Origin of the sequence: Mycobacterium kyogaense (assembly GCF_003254575.1) — a bacterium.
GTDB classification, from domain to species: domain Bacteria; phylum Actinomycetota; class Actinomycetes; order Mycobacteriales; family Mycobacteriaceae; genus Mycobacterium; species Mycobacterium kyogaense.
Map to the genome: position 1 here is coordinate 64,158 of NZ_QJUA01000025.1, position 21,633 is coordinate 85,790.

Consider the following 21,633-nt stretch of genomic DNA (forward strand, 5'->3'; position numbering starts at 1 on the left):
TCTGTCCGCATGAACCTCCTGCTGCGTCTGCTCTGCCTCGGGTTCGTCGGCATCCTGCTGCTGACCGGCTGCTCGGCCTCGGAGCCGGCCCCGTCGGCCGGCGGCAGCGCCGAACTGGGCGGCACCGCCGACATCAACCCGCGGGACCCCACGACGCTGCAGCAGGGCGGGACGCTGCGGTTGGCACTGACCGGCTTCCCCGCCAACTTCAACAACCTGCACATCGACGGCAACCTGGGCGAGATCGGTTCGATGTACAAGACCATGCTGCCGCGCGCGTTCTTCATCAAGCCCAACGGTGAGATGACGGTCAACAGCGACTACTTCACCAACGTCGAGCTCACCAGTACGGACCCGCAGGTCGTCACCTACACGATCAACCCCAAGGCGGTGTGGAGCAACGGCCGACCGATCACCTGGGAGGACCTCGCCGCAGAAGTGAACGCGACCAGCGGCAAGGACAAGCGGTACCTGTTCGCCTCCCCCAACGGCGCGGACCGTGTCGGCTCCGTCACCAAGGGCGTCGACGACCGGCAGGCCGTGATCACGTTCGCCAAGCATTACGCCGACTGGAAAGGCCTGTTCGCGGGCAACGGCATGCTGTTCCCGAAGGAGATGACCGGCACGCCGGAGGCGTTCAACACCGGCTTCCGCGACGGCCCGCCACCCACCGCGGGTCCGTTCATCATCACTAACATCGACCGCGGTGCGCAGCGGATCACGTTGGGCCGCAACCCGAAATGGTGGGGCACTCCCCCGCTGCTGGATTCCATCAGCTACAGCGTGCTCGACGACGCCGCCCGCATCCCGGCGCTGCTGAACAACGCGATCGACGCATCCGGCGTCGCCTCGCTCGACGAACTCAAGACCACCCGGTCAGCCCCGGGTATCGCGATGCGCCGTGCCCCGTCGGCGCAGTGGTACCACATGACGTTCAACGGCGCGCCCGGCTCGATCCTGGCCGATCCGAAGCTACGCATGGCGATCGCCAAGGGCATCGACCGGCAGGCGATCGTCACCGTCGCCCAGAACGGCCTCGTCGACAAGCCCGTACCGCTGAACAACCACGTCTACGTGGCCGGCCAGGAGGGCTACCAGGACAACAGCATCGCCTTCGATCCCGAAGCGGCCAAGAGAGAACTCGACGCGCTGGGCTGGCGGCAGAACGGCCAGTTCCGGGAGAAGGACGGGCGGCGGCTGACGATCCGCGACGTGTTCTACGACGCGCAGAGCACCCGGCAGATCGCGGTGGTGGCGCAAGACAACCTCGCGAAGATCGGCGTGGACCTGCAGCTGGTGCCGGCCGCCGGCGGCAAACTGTTCACCGACTTCGTTGTCCCCGGCAACTTCGACATCGTTCAATTTTCCTGGGCCGCGGACGCATTCGCGCTGTCGAGCCTGACCCAGGCGTACGCATCGGCGGGCGAGAGCAACTACGGCAAAATCGGCAGCCCCGAGATCGACGCCAAGATCGAGCAGACGCTCTCCGAGCTCGACGCCGCCAAGGCCCGCACGCAGGCCAACGAGCTGGACACGATGATCTGGCAGGAGGTGCACAGCCTGCCGCTGTTCCAGGCGCCGGGCAACGTCGCCGTTCGGGCCACGCTGGCCAACTATGGCCCGGCCGGCATCGGCGACCTCAACTACACCGCGATCGGCTTCATGAAGGGGTGACCTGACGGACCGCCCGCGGCACCACGTCGGGCACCGTGCCTTCGGCCCGAGCTGCCAGCCGGATCGCGCCGACCAGCAGCCGCACCGTGAGGTTCGCCGGCAGCTTGTCCAGTTCCGTCCCGCGCGAGCCCAGTTCGGCGATCTGGTCCTGCGCGGCCGCGCGGCACACCTGCAGCGCGGCGTGCTCACGCGTGTCGAGCATGCTGTGCCCGGCGGTGGGCAGATCGACGAGCACCGCGTCGGGGATGAGGTCGACGACCCGGTGCGCGACTCCCGGCGGGGTGGTGAGGTCGCGGCCGCCGGAGAGCACGGCGGTGGGCCAACGGAACTGCGGCATCGCAGACACCAGATCATAGGGCTCGACGACGAATTCGACGTCACCAGTGGCCATTTCACGCAACGCGATCGCCGGGTCCAGAGGCAGCCCGTCGGGCTCGGCGCCGTAGTTCAACTCGCGGTAGGCGATGCGCTCGACGAGGTCGGGCTCGTGCTGATAGGGCGTCTTGCGCTCCAAGAGGTTGCGTGCGCCGAAGCCGACCGCCGCCCACAGCCAGTCATGCCCGGCGAGGAGCAGGTCGAGTTGCCGGCACAGCACCTCCGGGCCGGCCACGCCGTACATGTCGCCGATGAGCTGGACGTCTTTGCTCGTGACCACCCCGGCTTCCACCAACCGACGCACCTTGGCCGCCAGGTCCGAGGCACCGGGCTCGGTCCCGTCCCACAGCACGCGGCGCGTCTGGGCCCGCACCTCGGCGATGTCGCCGGCCGACAGCAACGGTGAGTCGAGCACCATGGAGTGCACGCGCTCGGGATGTGCCACGCCGAGACCCGCGGCCAGATAGGTGCCGTACGAGGCGCCGTAGACGATCGCCTTGTCGACGTGGGCGTCGTCGAGCACCGCCGCGAGATCGTCGACAGCAGCCCGGACCGTGATCGCCTCGGGAGGCAGATCGTGACCCGCGTCGTCGTGGCGGGAGAGCCCCACGCCGCGGTGCTCGACCATGATCACGTCGAGCCCGGCCAGCGCGGCACGCCGGCGAAACGCCCGGTAGAGGGCAACAGAGGCAGCCCCCGGACCGCCCGGGATGACCAGCAGCGGATGCGCGGATTTCCGTCCGCTGCGCACGTAGTAGACGTCGAATTCATCAGATGAACCGGTGGCTGCTCCGGTGCCGAACGGACGCCGGACGGGGCGCACGCCCGGCAGCGCGGCCAGCTTGGCGTGCGCACGCCGACGCTTGGCGTTCATCGTCATCGCGACCCATTCTGCCCCCGGTCCGACCTGCGGGCCACGCGGGCCGGCTTCGGTCCGTGGATCGGTCCCAAGTTCGGTTCGAGCTGAGCCAAAGCCGTGGCACCCGGTCCACGCGCCGGTAGGAATCACCATCATGACCTCTCTGGACCGCTCCACCGCCCTGCTGCCCGACTCCGACGCCTTCGCGGCGCTGCTGCGCGACATCGCCGCCGGGGCCGCCGACCGCGACCGCAACGACGAGAATCCCGTCGAGCAGGTGGCCGCGCTGAAGCGTGCCGGCTTCGGCACCCTGCGCCTGCCCGCCGCCTTCGGCGGCCCCGGATTGTCGGTGACGCAACTGTTCTCGGCCATCATCGACGTCGCGCGGGCGGACCCGATCGTGGCGCACATCTTCCGCACGCACTTCTGGTTCGTCGAGGAGAGGTTGCGCACCTCCCACGATGGCTCGGATCCGATCTCGGCCGCCTGGCTGTCGACGGTGGCTCAGGGCAAGACCTTCGGTAATGCGTTCAGCGAGAAGGGCGGCAACGCCGTGGGCAGCCTGGTGTTCAACACCCGGCTGCTGCCCGCCGAGCAGGGCTACCGGCTCGACGGGGAGAAGTTCTACAGCACCGGCACGCTGTTCTCCGACTACCTGACCGTCACCGCCACCACTGACCATGACTCGGTGGCGACGGTGGTGGTGCCTGCCGATCGGGACGGCGTGCAGATCATCGACGACTGGGACGGTTTCGGTCAGCGCCGCACCGGCACCGGCACCACCGTGTTCACCGGGGTCGCGGTGTCCGAAGACGAGGTGCTCAGCGACACCCCATACGACGCGGAGCCCCAGCCGACCGTGCAGTACGCATCGCTGCAGCTGTTCATCCATGCGGTCGTCGCCGGCATCCTGGAGTCGGTGGTCGACGACGGGGTGACCCTGCTCCGGTCACGCGAGCGCAGTTTCAGCCACGCGGTGACCGAACGGCCCACCGACGACCCGCTGCTGCAGCGCCAGCTCGGTGAGATCGCCAGCACCGCGGCGATCGCCCGGGCGGCGGTGCTCGATGCGGCTGCGGCGATCGAGGCGGCCACCGAGTCCTACGGCGAGGACCGTGTGCCCGATGCCGAGCTGGCCACCGCGGCGCAGCTCAAGGTCGCCAAGGTCAAGGTGCACTTGGACGCAGTGGCCCCGGAGGCTGCGACGCGCCTGCTCGAACTGGGAGGGGCCAGCGCGGCGAGCCGCAGCCGCAACCTGGACCGGCATTGGCGCAACATCCGTACGATCACGCTGCACAACCCGGTCGGGCTGAAGGCGCGCGCCATCGGCCAGAACCTGTTGCACGGCACCGCACTTCCGGCCAACGCCTACTTCTGAACGGGACACGGGCATGACACGTCAGCTGCACCTGGGCGGATTCCAGATCGCGTCCCAGGTCACCCACTCGCATGCCGCATGGCGGCACCCGGCCAGCGACACCCGGTTCACCACGCCGGACTACTACCACCGCATCGGGCGCATCCTGGAACGCGGGAAGTTCGACTTCGTGTTCTTCGCCGACCTGCTGGCCGCGCCGGTCCGCTACGGCGACGACATCAGCGAACCGCTCCGCCGCGGCACACAGGCCACGGCGACCCTCGACCCGTCGATCGTGGCCGCGAGCATCGGGGCCGTCACGTCGAAGCTGGGCGTCGCGATCACGAAGTCCGCCACCTATTTCCACCCCTACGAGTTGGCGCGCATCTTCGCCAGCCTGGACCACATCACGGCGGGCCGGGTGGCGTGGAACATCGTCACCTCGCTCACCCAGAGCGAGGCCCAGAACTTCGGGCACGACAACCATCTCGGGCACGACGACCGGTACCTGCGGGCCGACGAATTCGTCCGCACAGCACTGGAACTCTGGTCGAGTTGGGACCCCGATGCGCTGGTCCTCGACAAGGCGTCCGGGGTGTTCGCCGACCCGGACCGGGTGCGCCGGATCGACCATGCCGGTGAGTACTTTCGGACCCGCGGACCGCTCAATGTGCCGCGCTCGCCACAGGGCCGGCCGGTACTGATCCAAGCGGGCTCCTCGGCGACCGGCAGAGACTTCGCCGCGCGGTGGGCCGAGGCGATCTTCGAGATCGATCCCACCCCGGAAGGTCGGCGCGCCTACTACGACGACATCAAGTCCCGCGCATCGGATCTGGGCCGCGACCCCGACCAGGTCTTGATCTTCCCGGCGTTCCTGCCGTTCATCGGCGAAACCGAGTCGATCGCGCGGGAGAAACAGGCCTTCCACAACGAGCTGGCGGACCCGGTGTCGGGACTGATCACGTTGTCGGTGCACACCGACCACGACTTCTCCCGATACGACCTGGACGCGCCGGTCGAGGACATCACCGTGACGGGCACTCAGGGACTTTTCGACACCGCCCGCCGGGTGGCCGACCGGGACAACCTGACGCTGCGCGACATCGGCAACTGGTATGCCCAGGGGGTGCTGCTGCCACAGTTCGTCGGCACTGCGGAACAGGTTGCCGACCAGATCGAAGAGTCGTTCCGGGCCGGCGAAGCAGACGGCTTCATGGTGTCAGCCGCGCAGACCCCGGGCACGTTCAACGACTTCGTCGACGCCGTGGTCCCTGAACTGCAGCGGCGCGGCCTGTTTCGCACCGAGTACACGGGCACGACGCTGCGGGACCATCTCGGCTTGGAGCCCGCAAGCTTCGATGTACCCCACCGGCTGCAGTCGGTGAGCTAGCAGCTCAGGACACCAGTTCGATGTGGCGCGCCGTCTGCACGCCGGCGTAGCGCTGGGGACTGCACGTCAGGATGATGACCTGCCCGTCGCCGGCCACGGCGTCGAACACCTCGGCCATCCGGGTCAGCCGGTCGGGATCGGTGAAGCCCAGCGCGTCGTCGATCACGACCGGCACGGTGTCGTCCTTGGCGACCAGCGCCGCGCCGGCCAACCGGGCCACGATGCCCAGCTGCTCCTTCGCACCGCCCGACAACGAGTCGTACGGCACGGTGCGTCCTGACAGGGTCCGGTGCCCGATACGCAGGTCGCTGTCGACATCCACCTCGAAGGTGTCGCCGAACACGATGCGGCCCAACCGTTCCACCTCGCCGCGGAACGGATCGACGTAGCGCGACCGCATCGCGTCACGGTGCCGGCCCATCACGGTGCGCAGCAGCTGCGCGGCGCGCGCCCGGCGCTGCACCCGCTCGTGGTCGGCGGCCGCATGTTGGCGCTCGGTTTCCGCGGCATCGAGCCGGCCCTTGCGACCCTCGGTCCCGAACACCTTCAGCTGGGCGGCGACGTCGCGCAGCGCCTCGACGACGTCATCGCAGCGGGCGGCCGCCCGCGCCGCGGCACTGCGCGCCTCGGCCAGGCGTGCAGTGACCAGCTCGGGCTGATGGCTCGCCAGCTCCTCGCCGAGTCGGTCGACTCCGGACTGCGCCGCGGCCGCCACCTCGGCATGGGATTGGACCGTGACGGCCAGCTCCTCGTCGGGGACCGCGGCGCGCGCCTGGGCGAGTCGCTGCTCGGCGGCGGCCAGCTCCTCGGCCACCACACCGAGCTTCTCCGACAGCCGGGCCGAACGCATCTCACGTTCGGCGAGCAGGGTCGCGGCGCCCTCCGCGACCTTGATGTGCGTATCGCATTCGCGTAGCGCCTGCTGATGGGCGGCGGTCGCCTCGACCAGCTCGAGCCGCTGCGCCTTCGGATCGAGCGGACTCTCGGTCGACGGGGCGTCGAACAGGCCACCGTCGTGGTCGTGGTCTGTGGGCAGCCGTTCCTGCACCGAAGCCAACCGGGATCGCAGGACCTCGACCGAGTCGTCGGCGGCGAGCGCCTCGAGCACCGCGGTGATCTGCTTGCTACTCGCCAGCAGCTCCTGGCGACGAGTCCCGAGCGCCCGTGCGGTTTCGAGGTCCGGCGCCCCCACCTCGCGCAGCGCCGCGGCCAGCGTCTCCTGCGCACGGTCGAACGCGGCCCGCGTGCCGGCGGCCGTCGCGCCGGCGATCACGCGCACCGACAGCACGCCGGGCACGTCGATACCCGTCGCACCCGACACCGACGTCGTCCACGTCTGCCCCGGCGCCAGCGGTACCGGAGTCCCGTCGATCGCCATGTCGACGTCGGCCTCCGCGACCACCTCGATGCGCGCCGAGGTCTGCTCGACCGCAGCCGCGGCCCGCTCGACCGCTGCCGCCGCCTTCTCGAGGATCGTCATCGACTCCGCAGTCACCGTGATGCGTGCCAGATCGCGGCGCACGGCGTCGAGTTCGCGCTGGTGCCGCTCGATGGTGGCGATCCGGGCGCTGAGCCGATCGGCTTCTTCTCGGTCGGCCAGCAGCGCGACCGCGGCGTGGGCGGCGTCGACACGCTCCTTGCACCGCTGTAGATCCGTCTTCGCTGCCGCGGCCGTCGCTTCCGCGGCCGCCCGCATCTCCCGCGCGGTAGCCGCATCTTCGGCTGCCGATTCGGCGTCGGTGCGCAGGCGCGCCACGGCCGCGATCCGTTCGTCGACCTCGGCGCGGGTGCGCCGCCGCTCGGTCAGCGTCGCCAGCGACGCCGCGTGGGTCGATGCTTCGGCCTCCGCGCGGACCCGCGCCTGCTCGAGCTGCGCTGTCAGCGTCGCCACGGTATCGGCAGCCTGCTGGGCAGCGGTGACTTCGATTGCCGTGCTGTTCTTTTCGCGTGTCGCCATCTCGAGGTCGACGGTCAGCGTGGCGTGCCGGCGGACCGCCTCGTCGACTTCGGCGATCGCCGCCGCGCAGCGGGCCACGTCTTCGTCAGCCGCCTTGAGCCGGTTGATGGCCGCCAGCCACTCGGCGGTGGGCCTGCCGGTGGCAGTGAAGTAGCGCCGGTACTCCTCGTCGATCCGGTCCACCAGCAGGGCATCAGCGGGCCCCGCTCCGGCGGGCGTGTCATCGACCTCGCCCGCGACGACGTCGAGAGCACGCGAGAGCGCATCGCATCCCGAGAGCTCGGTCGCCGACGTCGACGCCGCCTGGATCACCCGCTGCGCCTGCCACAGATCGAGATCGACCGTCTCGGCGAGGATCGCGCGCACACGCTCGTGCGCCTCGTCACCGGTGAGCTGTTCGCGACGGGGCGCCAGGATCGTCAGCTCGGTCTCGGGCTTCTTGTGGAACCGCTTGCGATAGACGAATCGATAAGCGCCGGTGGACATCTCGGCCGTGACCTCGGCACCGACATCGGCGTGTGTGGGCTTGACCTGCTTGACGTCCTTCTTCGTGGAGCGGTCTTTCGACTCGAGCAGCAGGTCGAGCGCCTCGAGCATCGAAGACTTGCCGATCTCGTTGGCGCCGCTGATCACGATGACCCCACTGTCGGGAAACGTGATGTCGCGGTGGGTGATTCCGCGATAGTTGGTCAGCGTCAACCGGTGCAGCTTCACGCCGCCCCTCCTTCGGTCAGGCGCAGAAGCAGAGCCAGGGCGGCGCGGGCGTCCTCGGCGTCCTCCCCGGAGGAGCGGGCCGTCGACACCAGCTCCTGCACCGCGGAGGCAGCGAAACCGCCGATGCCCAGATCGTCGAATTCCCCGTCGGCGGGCATCACGGCGATGTCGGTGTGCCGATCCCACGGGATCAGGGCGGCGAACAGGCGGGCGTAGCGGTCCAGGCACAGGTCGAGTGCCGCTTTGTCGGTGACGGTCATCGAACCGGTCAGACCGAGCCGGATCACCGTGCGGTCCTTGTCCGGCATCAGATCGAGGTTGATGTCCAGATCGGCGACATCGCGGCTGTCGTCGACGCCGCGCCGCAGCGAGAGGAAGCGCCACGTACCGACGGGGCGCGGATCGACACGCACCGGACGGTGCGGGGCGGTCTCGTCGACCTCGACGACCAACACGTGACCCGGTTTCGGCTCGACGTCGTCGAAGTTCGTCACCTCGGGTGACCCTGAATACCAGATGCGTCCCGACGATCCGACGTCGAGCACAGAATGCTTGTCTCCCAACGCGACATAGTGCACAGCGCCCCGCGCGATCGCGCTCTCGACCGACGCCAGCGCGATCAGCGACGCGCGGTCTTTGTCCGGCACCAGGATGTCGACCGCACCGTGCCCGACGACGATGCGCGTCACCCCGTCGGCCGGCAGCCCGTCGAGCACCTGGCCGACGAGGTCGGTGGTGGGGAACTTCGACGACCACGGCGCGGCGACCAGCTCCAGCCCGGGCCGCACCTGGTGCACGCCGGGGCGGTCGAGCACGATGACGTTGTCGGGGCGCTCGGCAGTGAACAGCGCGCTGGTGTACACCGACGCGGCATCGAGCGGATCGTGGTTGCCGGGCAGCAGATACACCGGCACACCGATGCCGCGCATCGCCTCCAGCGACTGGCTGACTTCCCGCGGCGCCAGCTGATTGTGTTCGAACACGTCACCCGCGACCACGACGAACTCGGCGCCGGTCTCGGCCGCCAGCGCCCCCAGTGCCCTGACCGCCGCGCGCCTCGCCGCCGAATAGCGGGGCTGCGCCTCACCGCTGAGGAAGTGCCGCGTCATGCCGAGCTGCCAGTCGGCGGTGTGCAGGAATCGCATGCGGATGACCGTCCTTTCCTGGTGTTCGGCGGGCTCGTGGCGAGTGCATCGGAAGTCTAGGGCGGGCCGCCGACAAGTCCGGGGATGCGCACCGAGATGACCTACGGTTATCTCTCATGAGCGACGGAACACGCACGCTGGTGCTGATGCGACACGCCAAATCGGACTATCCCGACGGGGTGTCGGATCACCGGCGGCCGCTGGCGCCGCGCGGCGAGCGCGAAGCCGCGCTGGCCGGGGACTGGATCCGCGCCAACCTCTCACCGGTCGAGGCTGTGTTGTGCTCGTCGGCGACACGGACCCGCCAGACGCTGGGGCGCAGCGGCATCACCGCGCCGGCGACGTTCTCCGACCGGCTCTACGAGGCCAGCCCGGGCATCGTCATCGAGGAGATCAACGGGCTGCCCGACGACGTGGCCACTCTACTGGTGGTCGGGCACGAGCCAGTGATGTCATCGCTGGCGCTGAGCCTGGCCGATGAAGCAACCGCCAACAGCGATGCCGCGCAGCGGATCTCGGCGAAATATCCGACGTCGGCGATCGCGGTGCTGCGGGTCGGCGCACCGTGGGCTGAGCTGCAACTCGGCAGTGCCGAGCTGGTCGACTTCCACGTCGCGCGCTAAGCGCGGGTGGCCAGCGTCAGTTCCATCAGCTTGACCGCCATGCCGCACGCGTCGATGCCCGGCGCCTGCGGGTTGATCCACCAGCCCACGACACCCGCGGCGTCACTGGCCACGCCGCACGCGCCGTTGGGATCGTTGGGCCGCATCACGAAGGACTGGATGCCGGCGATCGACCGGTTCTCGATCTGATAGTTCAGCTGCTGGGCGGTCTTGCGCTCGTTCTCGAGATCGCCCTGCTCGTACCAGAATCGCGTGATGTCGACCAGCCCCGCCGGATTGGCGGCCTGCCAGCGGCACACCGCGCCGACGAACGTGCTCTGGATGTCGAGCGGATCGGCGCCGACCGTCTGCGCCAGGATGTCCTGGGTCAGCACGTCGCACTCTTTGAGCAGGTTCGGGTACTGCCGCTCGGAGTTGTTGTTGCGCGGCACATCGCCGGCGCCCGACTTGGCCGCCGTGCCCTCGACTGTCTGCGTGCAGCCGGTCAGCAGCACCAGCGCTGCCGCGCCGGCTGCGGCCACCGCCCGTCCCCGTCGAACGCTCATTTGGAGTTCACAATCGATTGGCGGGTGAGTTCCTTGGCGACATCGCACGGATCCGGGAACGGCTTCTGCGCATAGCTGATCGACCACTCGATGAAGTCATCGTCGAAGCCGATGCCGATCTCACACAGGTTGACGCCCAGGATCGGATCCTCGTTGGAGGCGATGAATCCGTCGTGGCCCTCGATGTTGATGTCCTCGACGCTGGTGCGCGAGAGCTCCTCGGTCTTGCGCTCACGCCCGATCGGGCTGCCCCGGAACCAGGTGAACGAGAAGTGCGGGCCGACGATGCTGCCGTTGGTCAGCCACTGACAGCCCGCGGAGTTCGTCGCGGTGTTCACCAGCCCCGGCACCTGCGTCTGCTTCGCGATCTCCTGATCGCTGATGCCGGCGCACTGCGGGAAGAACGGGCCGTGTTTGGCGGCCGCGGCCGGCGCGTCGCTTGACGGCACCGTCGGCGAGGTGGGCTGGTCGTTGGAACACCCGGCCAGCACCGGAAGCACGGCCGCGGCAGCAACGGCGAGCGCTTTCGCGGGCCGTCGGATTCTGCGGGGGCTGCGGGTCACGCCATGCACTGTAGCGGCAGGGGTTGGGGTCAACCACCGACAGGCCGATTGACCTGCCAATTCACAGTATTCTCAGGTATCGCGCCGCACAGGGGGCCTCTCATGGGGGTGTGCGACAGTAGCGGGATGCTCTGGGGCCTGCTCCGCCGGCACACCCGGCCGTACCGCCCGCTCCTCGCGGTGGTCGCCGGCCTCCAGCTCGTCAGCACCCTGGCCACGCTGTATCTGCCGACCGTCAACGCCGCGATCATCGACGACGGCGTCGCCCAGGGCAATCTGCGCCGCATCGTCGAGCTCGGTGCGGTGATGCTCGGGGTGACCGCACTGCAGGTGGCCTGCGCGGTCGGCGCCGTCTACTTCGGCTCGCGCGCCAGCATGGGCGTGGGCCGCGATCTGAGGTCGGTGATCTTCCATCACGTCACCGGGTTCTCGGCCGAACAGACCGCGCGCTTCGGGGCGCCGTCGCTGCTGACCCGCACCACCAACGATGTTCAGCAAATCCAGCTATTGGTGCAGCTGACCGCGACGATGCTCATCACCGCGCCGATCATGTGCATCGGTGGCATCGCGATGGCGATCCACCAAGACGCCGGATTGTCCTGGCTGTTGCTGATCAGCGTTCCGGTGCTGGCGCTGGCCAACTACTGGATCGTCTCCCATCTGCTGCCTGTCTTTCGCCGGCTGCAACGCCTGATCGACGGCATCAACCGGGTCATGCGCGAGCAGCTCACGGGACTGCGGGTGGTGCGTGCCTTCGCACGGGAACCCTACGAGCGCAACAGGTTCGCTGCAGCCAACACGGCGCTGGCCGACGCCGCCCTGGAGGCCGGCCGTTGGCAGGCGGTGATGCTGCCGGTCACCACGTTGGTCATCAACATCTCGAGCGTGGCCCTGATCTGGTTCGGCGGCCAGCGCATCGACGCCGGGCAGATGCAGGTCGGCTCGCTGATCGCGTTCCTCTCCTACTTCATGCAGATCCTCGTCGCCGTGTTGATGGCGACGTTCATCCTGGTGATCATCCCGCGCGCGTCCGCGTGTGCCGAACGCATCACCGAGGTGCTCTCGACGCAGCCGACGATCGTCAGCCCGGCCCAGCCGGTGGCGCCGGAGCGCATCACCGGGGAGGTCCGCTTCGACGGTGCGACATTCTCCTACGACGGGGCTGACCGTCCGGTGCTGCAGGACATTTCGCTGATCGCCCGGCCGCGGGCGACGACCGCGATCGTCGGCTCGACGGGCTCGGGGAAGTCGACCTTGCTGTCCCTGGTCTGCCGGCTGTACGACGTGACCGACGGGGCGGTTCTGGTCGACGGGGTGGACGTGCGCGACATGGACCTCGAGACACTGTGGGCGGAGATCGGATTGGTGCCGCAGCGCGGCTACCTGTTCGCCGGCACCGTCGCCGACAATCTGAGGTTCGGGAAGTCCGACGCGACCGATGACGAGATGTGGGCCGCATTGCGGGTGGCCGCCGCCGACGACTTCGTCGCCGCGCACCCTGACGGGCTCGACCAGCGCGTCGCGCAGGGCGGGATGAATTTCTCCGGGGGTCAGCGCCAGCGGCTCGCGATCGCGCGGGCCGTCATCCGCACCCCGGCGATCTACCTGTTCGACGACGCGTTCTCCGCACTCGACGTCCACACCGACGCCACGGTCCGCGCCAGGCTGCGCGAGGTGTCCGCCGACGCCACCGTGATCGTGGTCGCGCAACGAATCTCCACCATCGCGGAGGCGGATCACATCGTCGTCGTCGACGACGGACGGGTCGTCGGCTCGGGCACCCACGATGAGCTGATCGCCGAGTGCACGGCCTACCGGGAGTTCGCCGATTCACAGTCGGTCGGGACGCCGTGAGCGGCCCGCTGGCCCGCTCGATGCGGATGAACGAACCCCCGCAGGCACGCTCCCGTGACTTCCGCGCCTCGGCTCTACGACTGCTCAGAAGGCTGACGCCACAACGGGGTCTGACCGTCGCGGTGATGCTGCTCGGCATCGGCGGTATTGCGATCGGCGTCGTCGGGCCGCGCATCCTGGGCCACGCCACCGACCTGCTGTTCAACGGTGTGGTGGGCCGAGAGCTCCCGGCCGGCCTGACCAAGGAGCAGGCAGTCGAAGCGGCTCGCGCTCGCGGTGACACCACGTTCGCCGACCTGCTGTCCGGCATGAACGTCATCCCGGGCCAGGGCGTCGACTTCGCCGCGGTGGCCCGCACGCTGGCGCTGGCGCTGGGGCTGTATCTGGTTGCGGCGCTGATGGTCTGGCTGCAGGCGCGGTTACTGAACGTCGTCGTCCAGAAGACCATGGTGGCGTTGCGCGCCGACGTCGAGGACAAGATCCATCGGCTGCCGCTGCGCTATTTCGACTCCCGGCAGCGCGGCGAGGTGCTCAGCCGTGTCACCAACGACGTCGACAATCTGGCGCAGTCGCTGTCGATGTCGATCACCCAGCTGCTCACCTCGGTCCTGACGGTCGTCGCCGTGCTGGTGATGATGCTGACGATCTCACCGCTGTTGACGCTGCTGACGGTGGTGACCGTGCCGCTCTCGCTGTGGGTCACCCGGTCGATCGCGCGGCGGTCACGCCGCCTGTTCGTCGCGCAGTGGACCAACACCGGAAAGCTCAACGCGCACATCGAAGAGACCTACAGCGGCTTCACCGTCGTCACCACCTATGGGCACCGCGCCCACGCGGAGAAGCAGTTCGCCGAGCTCAACGACGACGTCTACCACGCCAGTTTCGGGGCGCAGTTCCTCTCCGGTTTGGTCTCCCCCGCCACGATCTTCGTCGGCAACCTCAGCTACGTGGCCGTCGCGGTGGTGGGCGGGATCCAGGTCGCCACCGGGCAGATCACCCTCGGCGGCATCCAGGCGTTCATCCAGTACGTGCGGCAGTTCAACCAGCCGCTGACCCAGATCGCCGGCATGTACAACACCCTGCAATCAGGGATCGCCAGCGCCGAGCGGGTTTTCGAGCTGCTCGACGCCGAGGAGGAACCCCAGGCGCCCGACCGGGACCTGCCGCGGGTCAGTGGATCGAGCGGCCGCGTCGAGTTCCGCGACGTCCGATTCGGTTACCGCCCCGAGGCACCCGTGATCGAGGAGCTCGACCTCGTCGTCGAGCCGGGCACCACGGTGGCGATCGTCGGGCCGACCGGCGCGGGCAAGACGACCCTGGTAAACCTGCTGATGCGGTTCTACGACGTCGATGCCGGTCAGATCCTGCTCGACGGCGTCGACATCACCACGGTGAGCCGCTCCGCGTTGCGCTCCCGGATCGGCATGGTGCTGCAGGACACCTGGCTCTTCGCCGGCACCGTATACGACAACATCGCCTACGGCAGACCCGACGCCGACCACGACGAGGTGATCGAGGCTGCCACCGCGGCGTACGTCGACCGGTTCGTGCACACGCTGCCCGACGGCTACGACACCCGCATCGCCGACGGCGGCACGAACATCAGTGTCGGTGAGCGCCAACTGATCACGATTGCGCGGGCTGTCCTGGCCCGCCCCCAGCTCCTGATCCTCGACGAGGCGACCAGCTCGGTGGACACGCGCACCGAGGTGCTGATCCAGCACGCGATGACCTCGCTGCGCGAAGGTCGCACCAGTTTCCTGATCGCGCATCGTCTGTCGACGATCCGCGATGCCGATCTCATCCTGGTGATGGATGCCGGCCGGATCGTCGAGCAGGGCACGCACGACGAGCTGATGGCCCGCCGCGGCGCCTATTGGACGATGATCCAGGCCTGACTAGACCTGCGGCCCCTGCGCGCGTAGGTCGTCGACCTCCCGCATCGCGTCGCGCAACTTGCCCAGCCATTCGTCGGCGTGCTCGCCGACCAGCCGCACCGACCAGGCAAGTGCATCGGAGCGCGACCGCGCCACCCCGGCGTCGACGAGCGTGTCGAGCACCTGACGTTCCGTCTGACGCAGACGCGTCATCACCGGAACTGCCATGTGGGTGAACAGGATCCGCTCGTCACCGACCTTCACGCCCCACGAGACCTTGCGCGCGTAGCGCGCCTCGGCTTCGTCGGCGATGTGCATGCGCTCGGCGCGGGTCTGCTCGCGGAAGCGTGCGGCACGCCCGGAGGCGCGGGCCTCGCTCTCGGGCTGTTCGCCGTCGACCTCGGCGAGGCGGCCGACGACGGTGATCTCTTCGCGGTCGACGATGACCTCGGGGTCACCGCCGAACCACTCTTCGGGCAGGCGCCCGGCGAACCACTCGGCGGCATCACGGGCATCGGGCTGATCGGCCTGCTGCCAGCCTCCGGAGCGGCCGGCTCTCTTGTGCGGATGGTGTCTCATGATTACATGATTACACCGTTTCAAACTCACAGGAACGGGGTTCACCGTCGGCGAACGGCATTAGGGTGAGGCGCATGAGCGCACCCGGACAAGGCACGTGGCAGCCCGATCCCGAGGGCCGATTCGACTATCGGTGGCACGACGGTCAGCAGTGGACCGACCAGGTGTCGGCCGGCGGGCAGGTGATGCGTGCGCCACTCGGCCAGCAGGCTCCGACCCAGCAGCCGGTCGGACAGTCGCAGGCTCAGGTGCAGTCACAGGCACAGCCCGTCGGTGACGGCGGATTCGCCGGTATCAGCGGCGATCTCGTCGACGGCCGCTTCAGCGAGAAGGAAGCCAAGGCGATCGGCAATCAGAACGCCAAGCTGCTGCGCGTCCGGCTGGGCGAGCCGTTCATGGCGCGGCAGGGCTCGATGGTCGCCTACCAGGGCAACGTCGACTTCTCGTTCGAAGGCGGCGGCGCGTCCCGGTTCATCAAGAAGGCGTTGACCGGCGAGGGTCTGCCGCTGATGAGATGCGCCGGCCAGGGCGACGTCTTCCTCGCCGAGCGCGCCTACGACGTCCACCTGCTGAACCTGACGAACTCGGGCCTGTCCATCAGCGGCAAGAACGTGTTGGCGTTCTCGTCGAGCCTTGACTGGAACATCGAACGCGTCAAAGGCGGCAGCATCGCCACCGGCGGCCTGTTCAACACGACGTTGCGCGGCACCGGTTGGGTCGCGCTGACGACCGACGGACCGCCGGTGGTACTCAACGCCGCAGAGGCGCCGACGTTCGCCGACACCAATGCCGTCGTCGCCTGGTCGGCCAATCTGCAGACCCAACTCAAGACCAGCTTCAAGGCCGGCGCGCTGATCGGCCGCGGTTCCGGCGAAGCAGTGCAGGTCTCGTTCTACGGCAACGGATTCGTGATCGTGCAGCCGTCCGAAGGGGTGCAGGTCACCACCGCGCAGTGACTTCTCTGGAGCTGACTTCCTAGAGCTCGAGCATCACGGTGACGGGGCCGTCGTTGACGAGTTCGACGGACATGTCGGCACCGAACGCACCGGTCTGCACCTGTGCGCCGAGTGCGCGCAGCGCATCGCAGAACGCGTCGACCAGCGGCTCGGCGACGGCGCTCGGAGCCGCGGCATTCCAGGTGGGCCGGCGGCCCTTCGTGGTGTTGCCGTACAACGTGAACTGACTGACGACCAAGATCGGTGCGCCGATGTCGGCCGCGGACTTCTCGTCGTCGAGAATCCGCATCAGCCAGAGCTTTTCGGCCAACTTGGTGGCTGTGGCCGCGTCGTCGTCATGGGTGACACCGACGAGCGCCAGTAAACCCTGGGAGGCGGGGGTGATCTCGCCGACGACCTCCCCCGCGACCGTGACGCGCGCCGAGGTCACCCGCTGCACGAGCACCCGCATCCTAGAGCGATCCGAGAATCTGCTTCATCGTGGCGATCTCGCGCTGCTGGGTGTCGATGATGCTCTGGGCCAACTTCTTCGCGTCCGCCGCCTCACCGGAGTCCAGCTCCGTCTGGGCCATCCGCACCGCACCCTCGTGGTGGGCGATCATGCCGGTGAGGAACTGGCGCGCCGCGTCGGCACCCTGAGCCTGCCGCAGCTGGTCGAGCTGCTGATCGGTCATCATGCCCATGCTGGTCATGTCGTGACCTTCGTGGTTCATCGGTGCGGCATTCCACTCGGTGAGCCACTGCTGCATGGTCGCGATCTCGGGACCCTGGGCGGCCTTGATCTGATTGGCCAGTTCGACGACGCGGGCATCGATGCCCTGCTTGCCCAGGATGATGTCGCTCATCACGATCGCCTGCTCATGGTGGGGCACCATGCCGGCGGCAAACGAGACGTCGGCATCGTTGTGGCCTGCGGCCGGATCGGCGCTGTGCGTCATCGAGCCGTGGTCGTGGTCGGCATCGTCGTGGGCGCTGGTCGTCGAGCCGGCGCTGTCCTGCCTGGAATCGGTACACCCGCTCAGCAGCAGTACCAGAGCGGCTCCCGCGGCCCCCACCGCAGTCGCAGCCTTGACCGTGGACTTCGTCGTGAAAAGGGACACCAGCGTCTCTCCCGTCGTAGCTTTTTATACCCTAGGGGGGTATGGTACACATGTCGGGCGGGCGCGTCACACCGCCCCGGAGAGGATTCCCATGAGCACCACCACGATCGCTGTCGAGGGTATGACGTGCGCCGGCTGCGCCTCCTCGGTGCGTGCTGAGCTGTCGCAGTTGCCCGGTGTGTCCGACGTGAGCATCGACCTCGCCGGCGGCACGGTGACCATCGCCAGCATCCGGCCCGTCGACCCCGACGCCGTGCGCGCCGCCGTCGAAGAGGCCGGCTACCAGCTGGCGAGCTGAGATGGCGGCCCCGGCACGGGCAGTGACGTCGCTGGACCTGTCGATCGACGGCATGACCTGCGCGTCCTGCGCTGCTCGGGTGGAGAAGAAGTTGAACAAGCTCGACGGCGTCGCCGCGACGGTCAACTTCGCCACCGAGAAGGCACGCGTCACCTACGACGGACACGTCACCACCGATCAGCTCCTCGCCGCGGTGGAAGCCGCCGGCTACCACGCCTCCCTCCCCCAGCAGGCGCCGGCCGAACCGGCGTCGGACGATCCCGCCGCCGAGCTGCGGCGTCGCCTACTGATCTGCGTGGCGCTGTCGCTGCCGGTGATCGCGCTGGCGATGGTGCCGGCCTGGCAATTCACCTACTGGCAGTGGCTGTCGCTGACGCTGGCGGCGCCCGTCGTGATCTGGGGCGGCTGGCCGTTCCACGCCGCGGCGTGGACGAACCTGCGGCACCGCGCCGCGACGATGGACACGCTGATTTCGATCGGCACGCTCTCGGCGTTCGGATGGTCGGTCTACGCGCTCTTCTGGGGTCACGCGGGCATGCCGGGGATGACCCATCCGTTCGAATTGACGATCGCGCGCACCGACGGCACCGGCAACATCTACCTCGAAGCGGCGGCCGGGGTCACCACCTTCCTGATCGCGGGGCGCTACCTCGAGGCAAGGGCAAAACGGGAGGCCGGTGCGGCGCTGCGCGCACTGCTCGACATGGGCGCCAAAGAGGTGTCCGTACGCAGAGACGGCGCAGAACAGCGCATTCCGATCGAGCAGCTGCGCGCCGGCGATGACTTCATCGTGCGCCCAGGGGAAAAGATCGCCGCAGACGGTGTTGTGCTGGAGGGCAATTCAGCAGTCGACGCGTCGATGCTGACCGGCGAATCGGTACCGGTGGACGTGGTGCCCGGCGAAGAAGTGGTCGGGGCGACGGTCAACGTCGACGGCCTGCTGGTCGTGCGTGCCCGACGGGTGGGTGCGGATACGCAACTCGCGCAGATGGCTCGACTGGTCGAGAACGCACAGAACGGCAAGGCGTCGGCGCAGCGGCTCGCGGACCGGATCTCCGCGGTGTTCGTCCCCGTCGTACTCGGATTGGCCGCTGCGACACTGGTTTTCTGGTTGGCTGTCGGAGCGTCGGCCGGCGCCGCCTTCACCGCGGCAGTGGCCGTGCTGATCATCGCGTGCCCGTGCGCTCTGGGACTGGCGACGCCGACGGCACTGATGGTCGGCACGGGCCGGGGTGCGCAGCTGGGCATCCTGATCAAGGGGCCGGAGGTGCTGGAGTCGACGCGGCGGGTCGACACGGTGGTCGTCGACAAGACGGGGACCGTGACGACGGGCACGATGACGATGACGGGCGTCGTCGCTTCCGAGGGTGAACAGGCGGACGAGGTGCTACGGATCGCCGGAGCCGCCGAGGCTGCGTCGGAGCACCCGATCGCGCGCGCGATCAGCGCCGGTGCCCGCGACAAGCTCGGCGATCTGCCGTCGGTCACGTCGTTCGAGAATCTGCGCGGTCTCGGTGTGCGGGGTGTCGTCGACGATCGGACCGTGCTACTCGGCCGGTTACGACTGTTCGACGAGCAGCGCTTCGAGGTGGCGGCGGACGTCCACGCTGCGGTGCAGCAGGCTGAAACCGAGGGGCACACCGCTGTCGTGGTGGGCTGGGACGGCCGAGCACGCGGCGTGGTGACGGTGGCCGACACGGTGAAAGAGACTTCCGCTGAGGCTGTTTCGCTGATGAAGCAGCTCGGCCTGACGCCGATCATGGTGACCGGCGACAACGAAGCGGTCGCCCGCGCCGTGGCCGCCGAAGTGGGCATCGAGCAGGTGATTGCCGGTGTGCTGCCGCAGGAGAAGGTCGACACCGTGATTCGGTTGCAGCGCGAGGGCAAGGTCGTCGCGATGGTGGGCGACGGTGTCAACGACGCGGCCGCGCTGGCACAGGCCGATCTCGGTTTGGCGATGGGTAGCGGTACCGACGTTGCGATCGAAGCGAGCGACCTGACGCTGGTGCGCGACGATCTGCGCGCCGTGCCCGATGCGATTCGCCTGTCCCGTCGCACGCTGAGCATCATCAAGGGCAACCTGTTCTGGGCGTTCGCCTACAACGTCGCGGCGCTGCCGCTCGCGGCAGCGGGCCTGCTGAATCCGATGATCGCGGGGGCGGCAATGGCTTTCAGCTCGGTGTTCGTGGTCACCAACAGCTTGCGGCTGCGGAGCTTCACGCCCGCGCGGTGATCAGGGCCCGTGGTCGTCTTCGGGTAGGAGGTGGCGTTCTCCGGTGGTGGTAGCCGTTCACGCGGCGTCGGCCGGAATCGAGGTCGGGTGGGGGTAGCCATTCGGTCTGGCCGCGGTCGTTGACTGTGGTGGTCCAGCCGGTCTGCTCGATCATGCGATTGTCAGGCCCACACGCGAGGGTGAGGTTGGTGATGTCGGTGGCCCCGCCGCTCTTCCAGTCGTCGATGTGGTGGACCTGGGTCCAATAGCCGGGCACGGTGCAGCCGGGCCGGGTGCAGCCCCTGGCCGAGGAATGCAGCATGATCCGCTGCGCCGGGCTCGCCAGCCTCTTCGTCCGCCCCAGATACAGCGGCTGATTGGTGTGCTGATCGAACACCGTCAGATAATGATGGGCATGGGTGGCCATCCGGATCAGATCCGCCATCGGCAACAAGCTGCCGCCGCCGGTGACCGCCACCCCCGCGGACCTCTCCAGTTCCTGCAGCGTGGTCGAGACGATCACGGTGACCGGTAAACCATTGTGGGAGCCCAACTCACCCGAGGAGAGCGCCATCCGCCCGACAGCCAGCCACGCGTCGTGATTGCGCTGCGCCACGCTGCGGCTATCACCCCGCACCTTTTCCAGGTCGGGTTCTGCGTCGACACAGGGTGTGTCGTCGTCGGGGTTGCACATCCCCGGTGCGGCGAGCTTGGCCTGGATGGCTTCGTAGTGGGCGCGGAACTCCGGTGTGACCCAGCCGGTCAACCGGCTCATCCCGTTGGCCTGCTGCTCACCGAGGGAGATCCCGCGCTTGCGGGCCCGGTCAGCGTCGGTGGGTTCGGGCCGTCGGCGTCGATCATCGCCGCCAACCGATCCGCTGCCTTCTTGAGATCCTCCGGCGTCAAGCCCGCCCCGAGCGAGGCGAGTTGTCGATCCGCGGCGGCGCGGGTGTCCACATCGACCCACACTGGCAGGTCCTGGTGGAACTTCGCGATCACCGCGACATGCTCGCCGTCCAAGTCCCCCGCGGCTTGTGCGGCGGCGGTCGCCTCCCAGACCGGCGGCAACGGCTCCCCGGTCAGGGCTTGCCGCGGACCCAAAGCCGCAGCCTCGGCCAGGCGGCGTTTCGCCTCGTTATCCGACACCCGCAGCGCGGTGGTGAGCACCTTCTTCCAGGACGCTTCCCCGAGCCGGCGCGGCTCCGTCTCCGTCGTGAGCCGAGCCAAGATCTGATGCTCCAACGCCGGCACCGACCGCACCACCGTCGTGACCTCAGCCAGCAGCGCTACCAGCTCAGGATGGGAGAGGGCGTCGCAGGCGTCGTGCAGGATCGCCAGCTGAGGCCGCAACCCCTTCACCGCACCCGCAACCACATCCATACATCGAACACTAGTTCGAAGGTCTGACAAGTACTCGCGCCGGGACTATGTGATGTCTCAGGACATCGGTGACAGTTCTGCATCAGGACTTCGGTGACAGTTGATGTGTCAGGACTTCGGTGACGGTCTGTCGGTTTTGGGGCGTGGGCCCCGTGGTCGACCGTTGCCGACGTAT

At 68.4% G+C, this 21,633-nt stretch carries 17 protein-coding genes and 1 pseudogene; 9 read left to right on the forward strand and 9 right to left on the reverse strand.

The window, feature by feature from the left end:
• The first annotated feature begins 9 nt into the window (after window positions 1-9).
• Window positions 10-1,674, forward strand: a complete 1,665-nt coding sequence (locus tag DMB80_RS17355; RefSeq protein ID WP_111510984.1) for an ABC transporter family substrate-binding protein — start codon at window positions 10-12, stop codon at window positions 1,672-1,674.
• Here the strand turns inward: DMB80_RS17355 and DMB80_RS17360 are convergent.
• Window positions 1,661-2,929: an alpha/beta hydrolase gene (locus DMB80_RS17360; protein ID WP_111510985.1), complete on the reverse strand. Its 1,269-nt coding sequence runs from the start codon at window positions 2,927-2,929 to the stop codon at window positions 1,661-1,663. The two genes, DMB80_RS17355 and DMB80_RS17360, sit on opposite strands and share 14 nt — an antisense overlap.
• A gap of 133 nt (window positions 2,930-3,062) precedes the next feature.
• Between DMB80_RS17360 and DMB80_RS17365 the strand changes: the two genes are divergently transcribed.
• Both DMB80_RS17365 and DMB80_RS17370 read left to right on the forward strand, forming a co-directional pair.
• The gene (locus DMB80_RS17365; RefSeq protein WP_111510986.1) at window positions 3,063-4,286 is read left to right on the forward strand and encodes an acyl-CoA dehydrogenase family protein; all 1,224 of its coding nucleotides are present in this window, start codon (window positions 3,063-3,065) and stop codon (window positions 4,284-4,286) included.
• A gap of 13 nt (window positions 4,287-4,299) precedes the next feature.
• Window positions 4,300-5,655 carry an LLM class flavin-dependent oxidoreductase gene (locus tag DMB80_RS17370; RefSeq protein ID WP_111510987.1) on the forward strand — a complete coding sequence of 452 codons (1,356 nt, stop codon included), beginning with the start codon at window positions 4,300-4,302 and terminating at the stop codon, window positions 5,653-5,655.
• A 4-nt stretch (window positions 5,656-5,659) separates the two neighbouring features.
• On the opposite strand, the gene DMB80_RS17375 is transcribed toward DMB80_RS17370, so the two are convergent.
• A complete protein-coding gene (locus tag DMB80_RS17375) occupies window positions 5,660-8,326 on the reverse strand; it encodes an AAA family ATPase (protein ID WP_111510988.1) in 2,667 nt (888 codons plus the stop codon).
• Window positions 8,323-9,471 (reverse strand): metallophosphoesterase family protein, encoded by a 1,149-nt coding sequence (locus DMB80_RS17380; protein ID WP_111510989.1) that lies wholly within the window; start codon window positions 9,469-9,471, stop codon window positions 8,323-8,325. The genes DMB80_RS17375 and DMB80_RS17380 overlap by 4 nt, the downstream gene beginning before the upstream one ends.
• A gap of 116 nt (window positions 9,472-9,587) precedes the next feature.
• On the opposite strand from DMB80_RS17380, the gene DMB80_RS17385 reads away from it, so the two are divergent.
• Complete coding sequence (locus DMB80_RS17385; protein WP_111510990.1) at window positions 9,588-10,094, forward strand: SixA phosphatase family protein; 507 nt, start codon at window positions 9,588-9,590, stop codon at window positions 10,092-10,094.
• Here the strand turns inward: DMB80_RS17385 and DMB80_RS17390 are convergent.
• Both DMB80_RS17390 and DMB80_RS17395 read right to left on the reverse strand, forming a co-directional pair.
• Window positions 10,091-10,639: a DUF3558 domain-containing protein gene (locus tag DMB80_RS17390; protein WP_046362625.1), complete on the reverse strand. Its 549-nt coding sequence runs from the start codon at window positions 10,637-10,639 to the stop codon at window positions 10,091-10,093. The two genes, DMB80_RS17385 and DMB80_RS17390, sit on opposite strands and share 4 nt — an antisense overlap.
• Complete coding sequence (locus DMB80_RS17395) at window positions 10,636-11,211, reverse strand: DUF3558 domain-containing protein (protein ID WP_046362626.1); 576 nt, start codon at window positions 11,209-11,211, stop codon at window positions 10,636-10,638. Before DMB80_RS17395 ends, DMB80_RS17390 begins: the two co-directional genes overlap by 4 nt.
• 117 nt (window positions 11,212-11,328) lie before the next feature.
• Here DMB80_RS17395 and DMB80_RS17400 point away from each other — a divergent pair, with 117 nt between their 5' ends.
• Window positions 11,329-13,056 carry an ABC transporter ATP-binding protein gene (locus tag DMB80_RS17400; protein WP_111510991.1) on the forward strand — a complete coding sequence of 576 codons (1,728 nt, stop codon included), beginning with the start codon at window positions 11,329-11,331 and terminating at the stop codon, window positions 13,054-13,056.
• Window positions 13,053-14,954: an ABC transporter ATP-binding protein gene (locus tag DMB80_RS17405; RefSeq protein ID WP_111510992.1), complete on the forward strand. Its 1,902-nt coding sequence runs from the start codon at window positions 13,053-13,055 to the stop codon at window positions 14,952-14,954. The genes DMB80_RS17400 and DMB80_RS17405 overlap by 4 nt, the downstream gene beginning before the upstream one ends.
• Here DMB80_RS17405 and DMB80_RS17410 read toward each other — a convergent pair whose 3' ends face one another.
• Window positions 14,955-15,515, reverse strand: a complete 561-nt coding sequence (locus DMB80_RS17410) for a hypothetical protein (RefSeq protein WP_205538751.1) — start codon at window positions 15,513-15,515, stop codon at window positions 14,955-14,957.
• A gap of 71 nt (window positions 15,516-15,586) precedes the next feature.
• Between DMB80_RS17410 and DMB80_RS17415 the strand changes: the two genes are divergently transcribed.
• Window positions 15,587-16,468, forward strand: a complete 882-nt coding sequence (locus DMB80_RS17415) for an AIM24 family protein (RefSeq protein WP_111510994.1) — start codon at window positions 15,587-15,589, stop codon at window positions 16,466-16,468.
• 19 nt (window positions 16,469-16,487) lie between these two features.
• Here the strand turns inward: DMB80_RS17415 and dtd are convergent, their stop codons facing one another.
• Both dtd and DMB80_RS17425 read right to left on the reverse strand, forming a co-directional pair.
• Window positions 16,488-16,919, reverse strand: a complete 432-nt coding sequence (gene dtd, locus DMB80_RS17420) for a D-aminoacyl-tRNA deacylase (protein ID WP_111510995.1) — start codon at window positions 16,917-16,919, stop codon at window positions 16,488-16,490.
• A 1-nt stretch (window position 16,920) separates the two neighbouring features.
• Window positions 16,921-17,568 carry a DUF305 domain-containing protein gene (locus DMB80_RS17425; protein ID WP_162938583.1) on the reverse strand — a complete coding sequence of 216 codons (648 nt, stop codon included), beginning with the start codon at window positions 17,566-17,568 and terminating at the stop codon, window positions 16,921-16,923.
• A gap of 91 nt (window positions 17,569-17,659) precedes the next feature.
• Here DMB80_RS17425 and DMB80_RS17430 point away from each other — a divergent pair, with 91 nt between their 5' ends.
• Entirely contained in the window at window positions 17,660-17,866 is a 207-nt protein-coding gene (locus DMB80_RS17430; RefSeq protein ID WP_073684310.1) for a heavy-metal-associated domain-containing protein, read from the forward strand.
• Window position 17,867: 1 nt separating this feature from the next.
• Window positions 17,868-20,099 carry a heavy metal translocating P-type ATPase gene (locus DMB80_RS17435; RefSeq protein ID WP_205538746.1) on the forward strand — a complete coding sequence of 744 codons (2,232 nt, stop codon included), beginning with the start codon at window positions 17,868-17,870 and terminating at the stop codon, window positions 20,097-20,099.
• Here the strand turns inward: DMB80_RS17435 and DMB80_RS17440 are convergent.
• Window positions 20,100-21,458, reverse strand: a pseudogene (locus tag DMB80_RS17440) (HNH endonuclease signature motif containing protein).
• Window positions 21,459-21,633 lie beyond the last annotated feature (175 nt).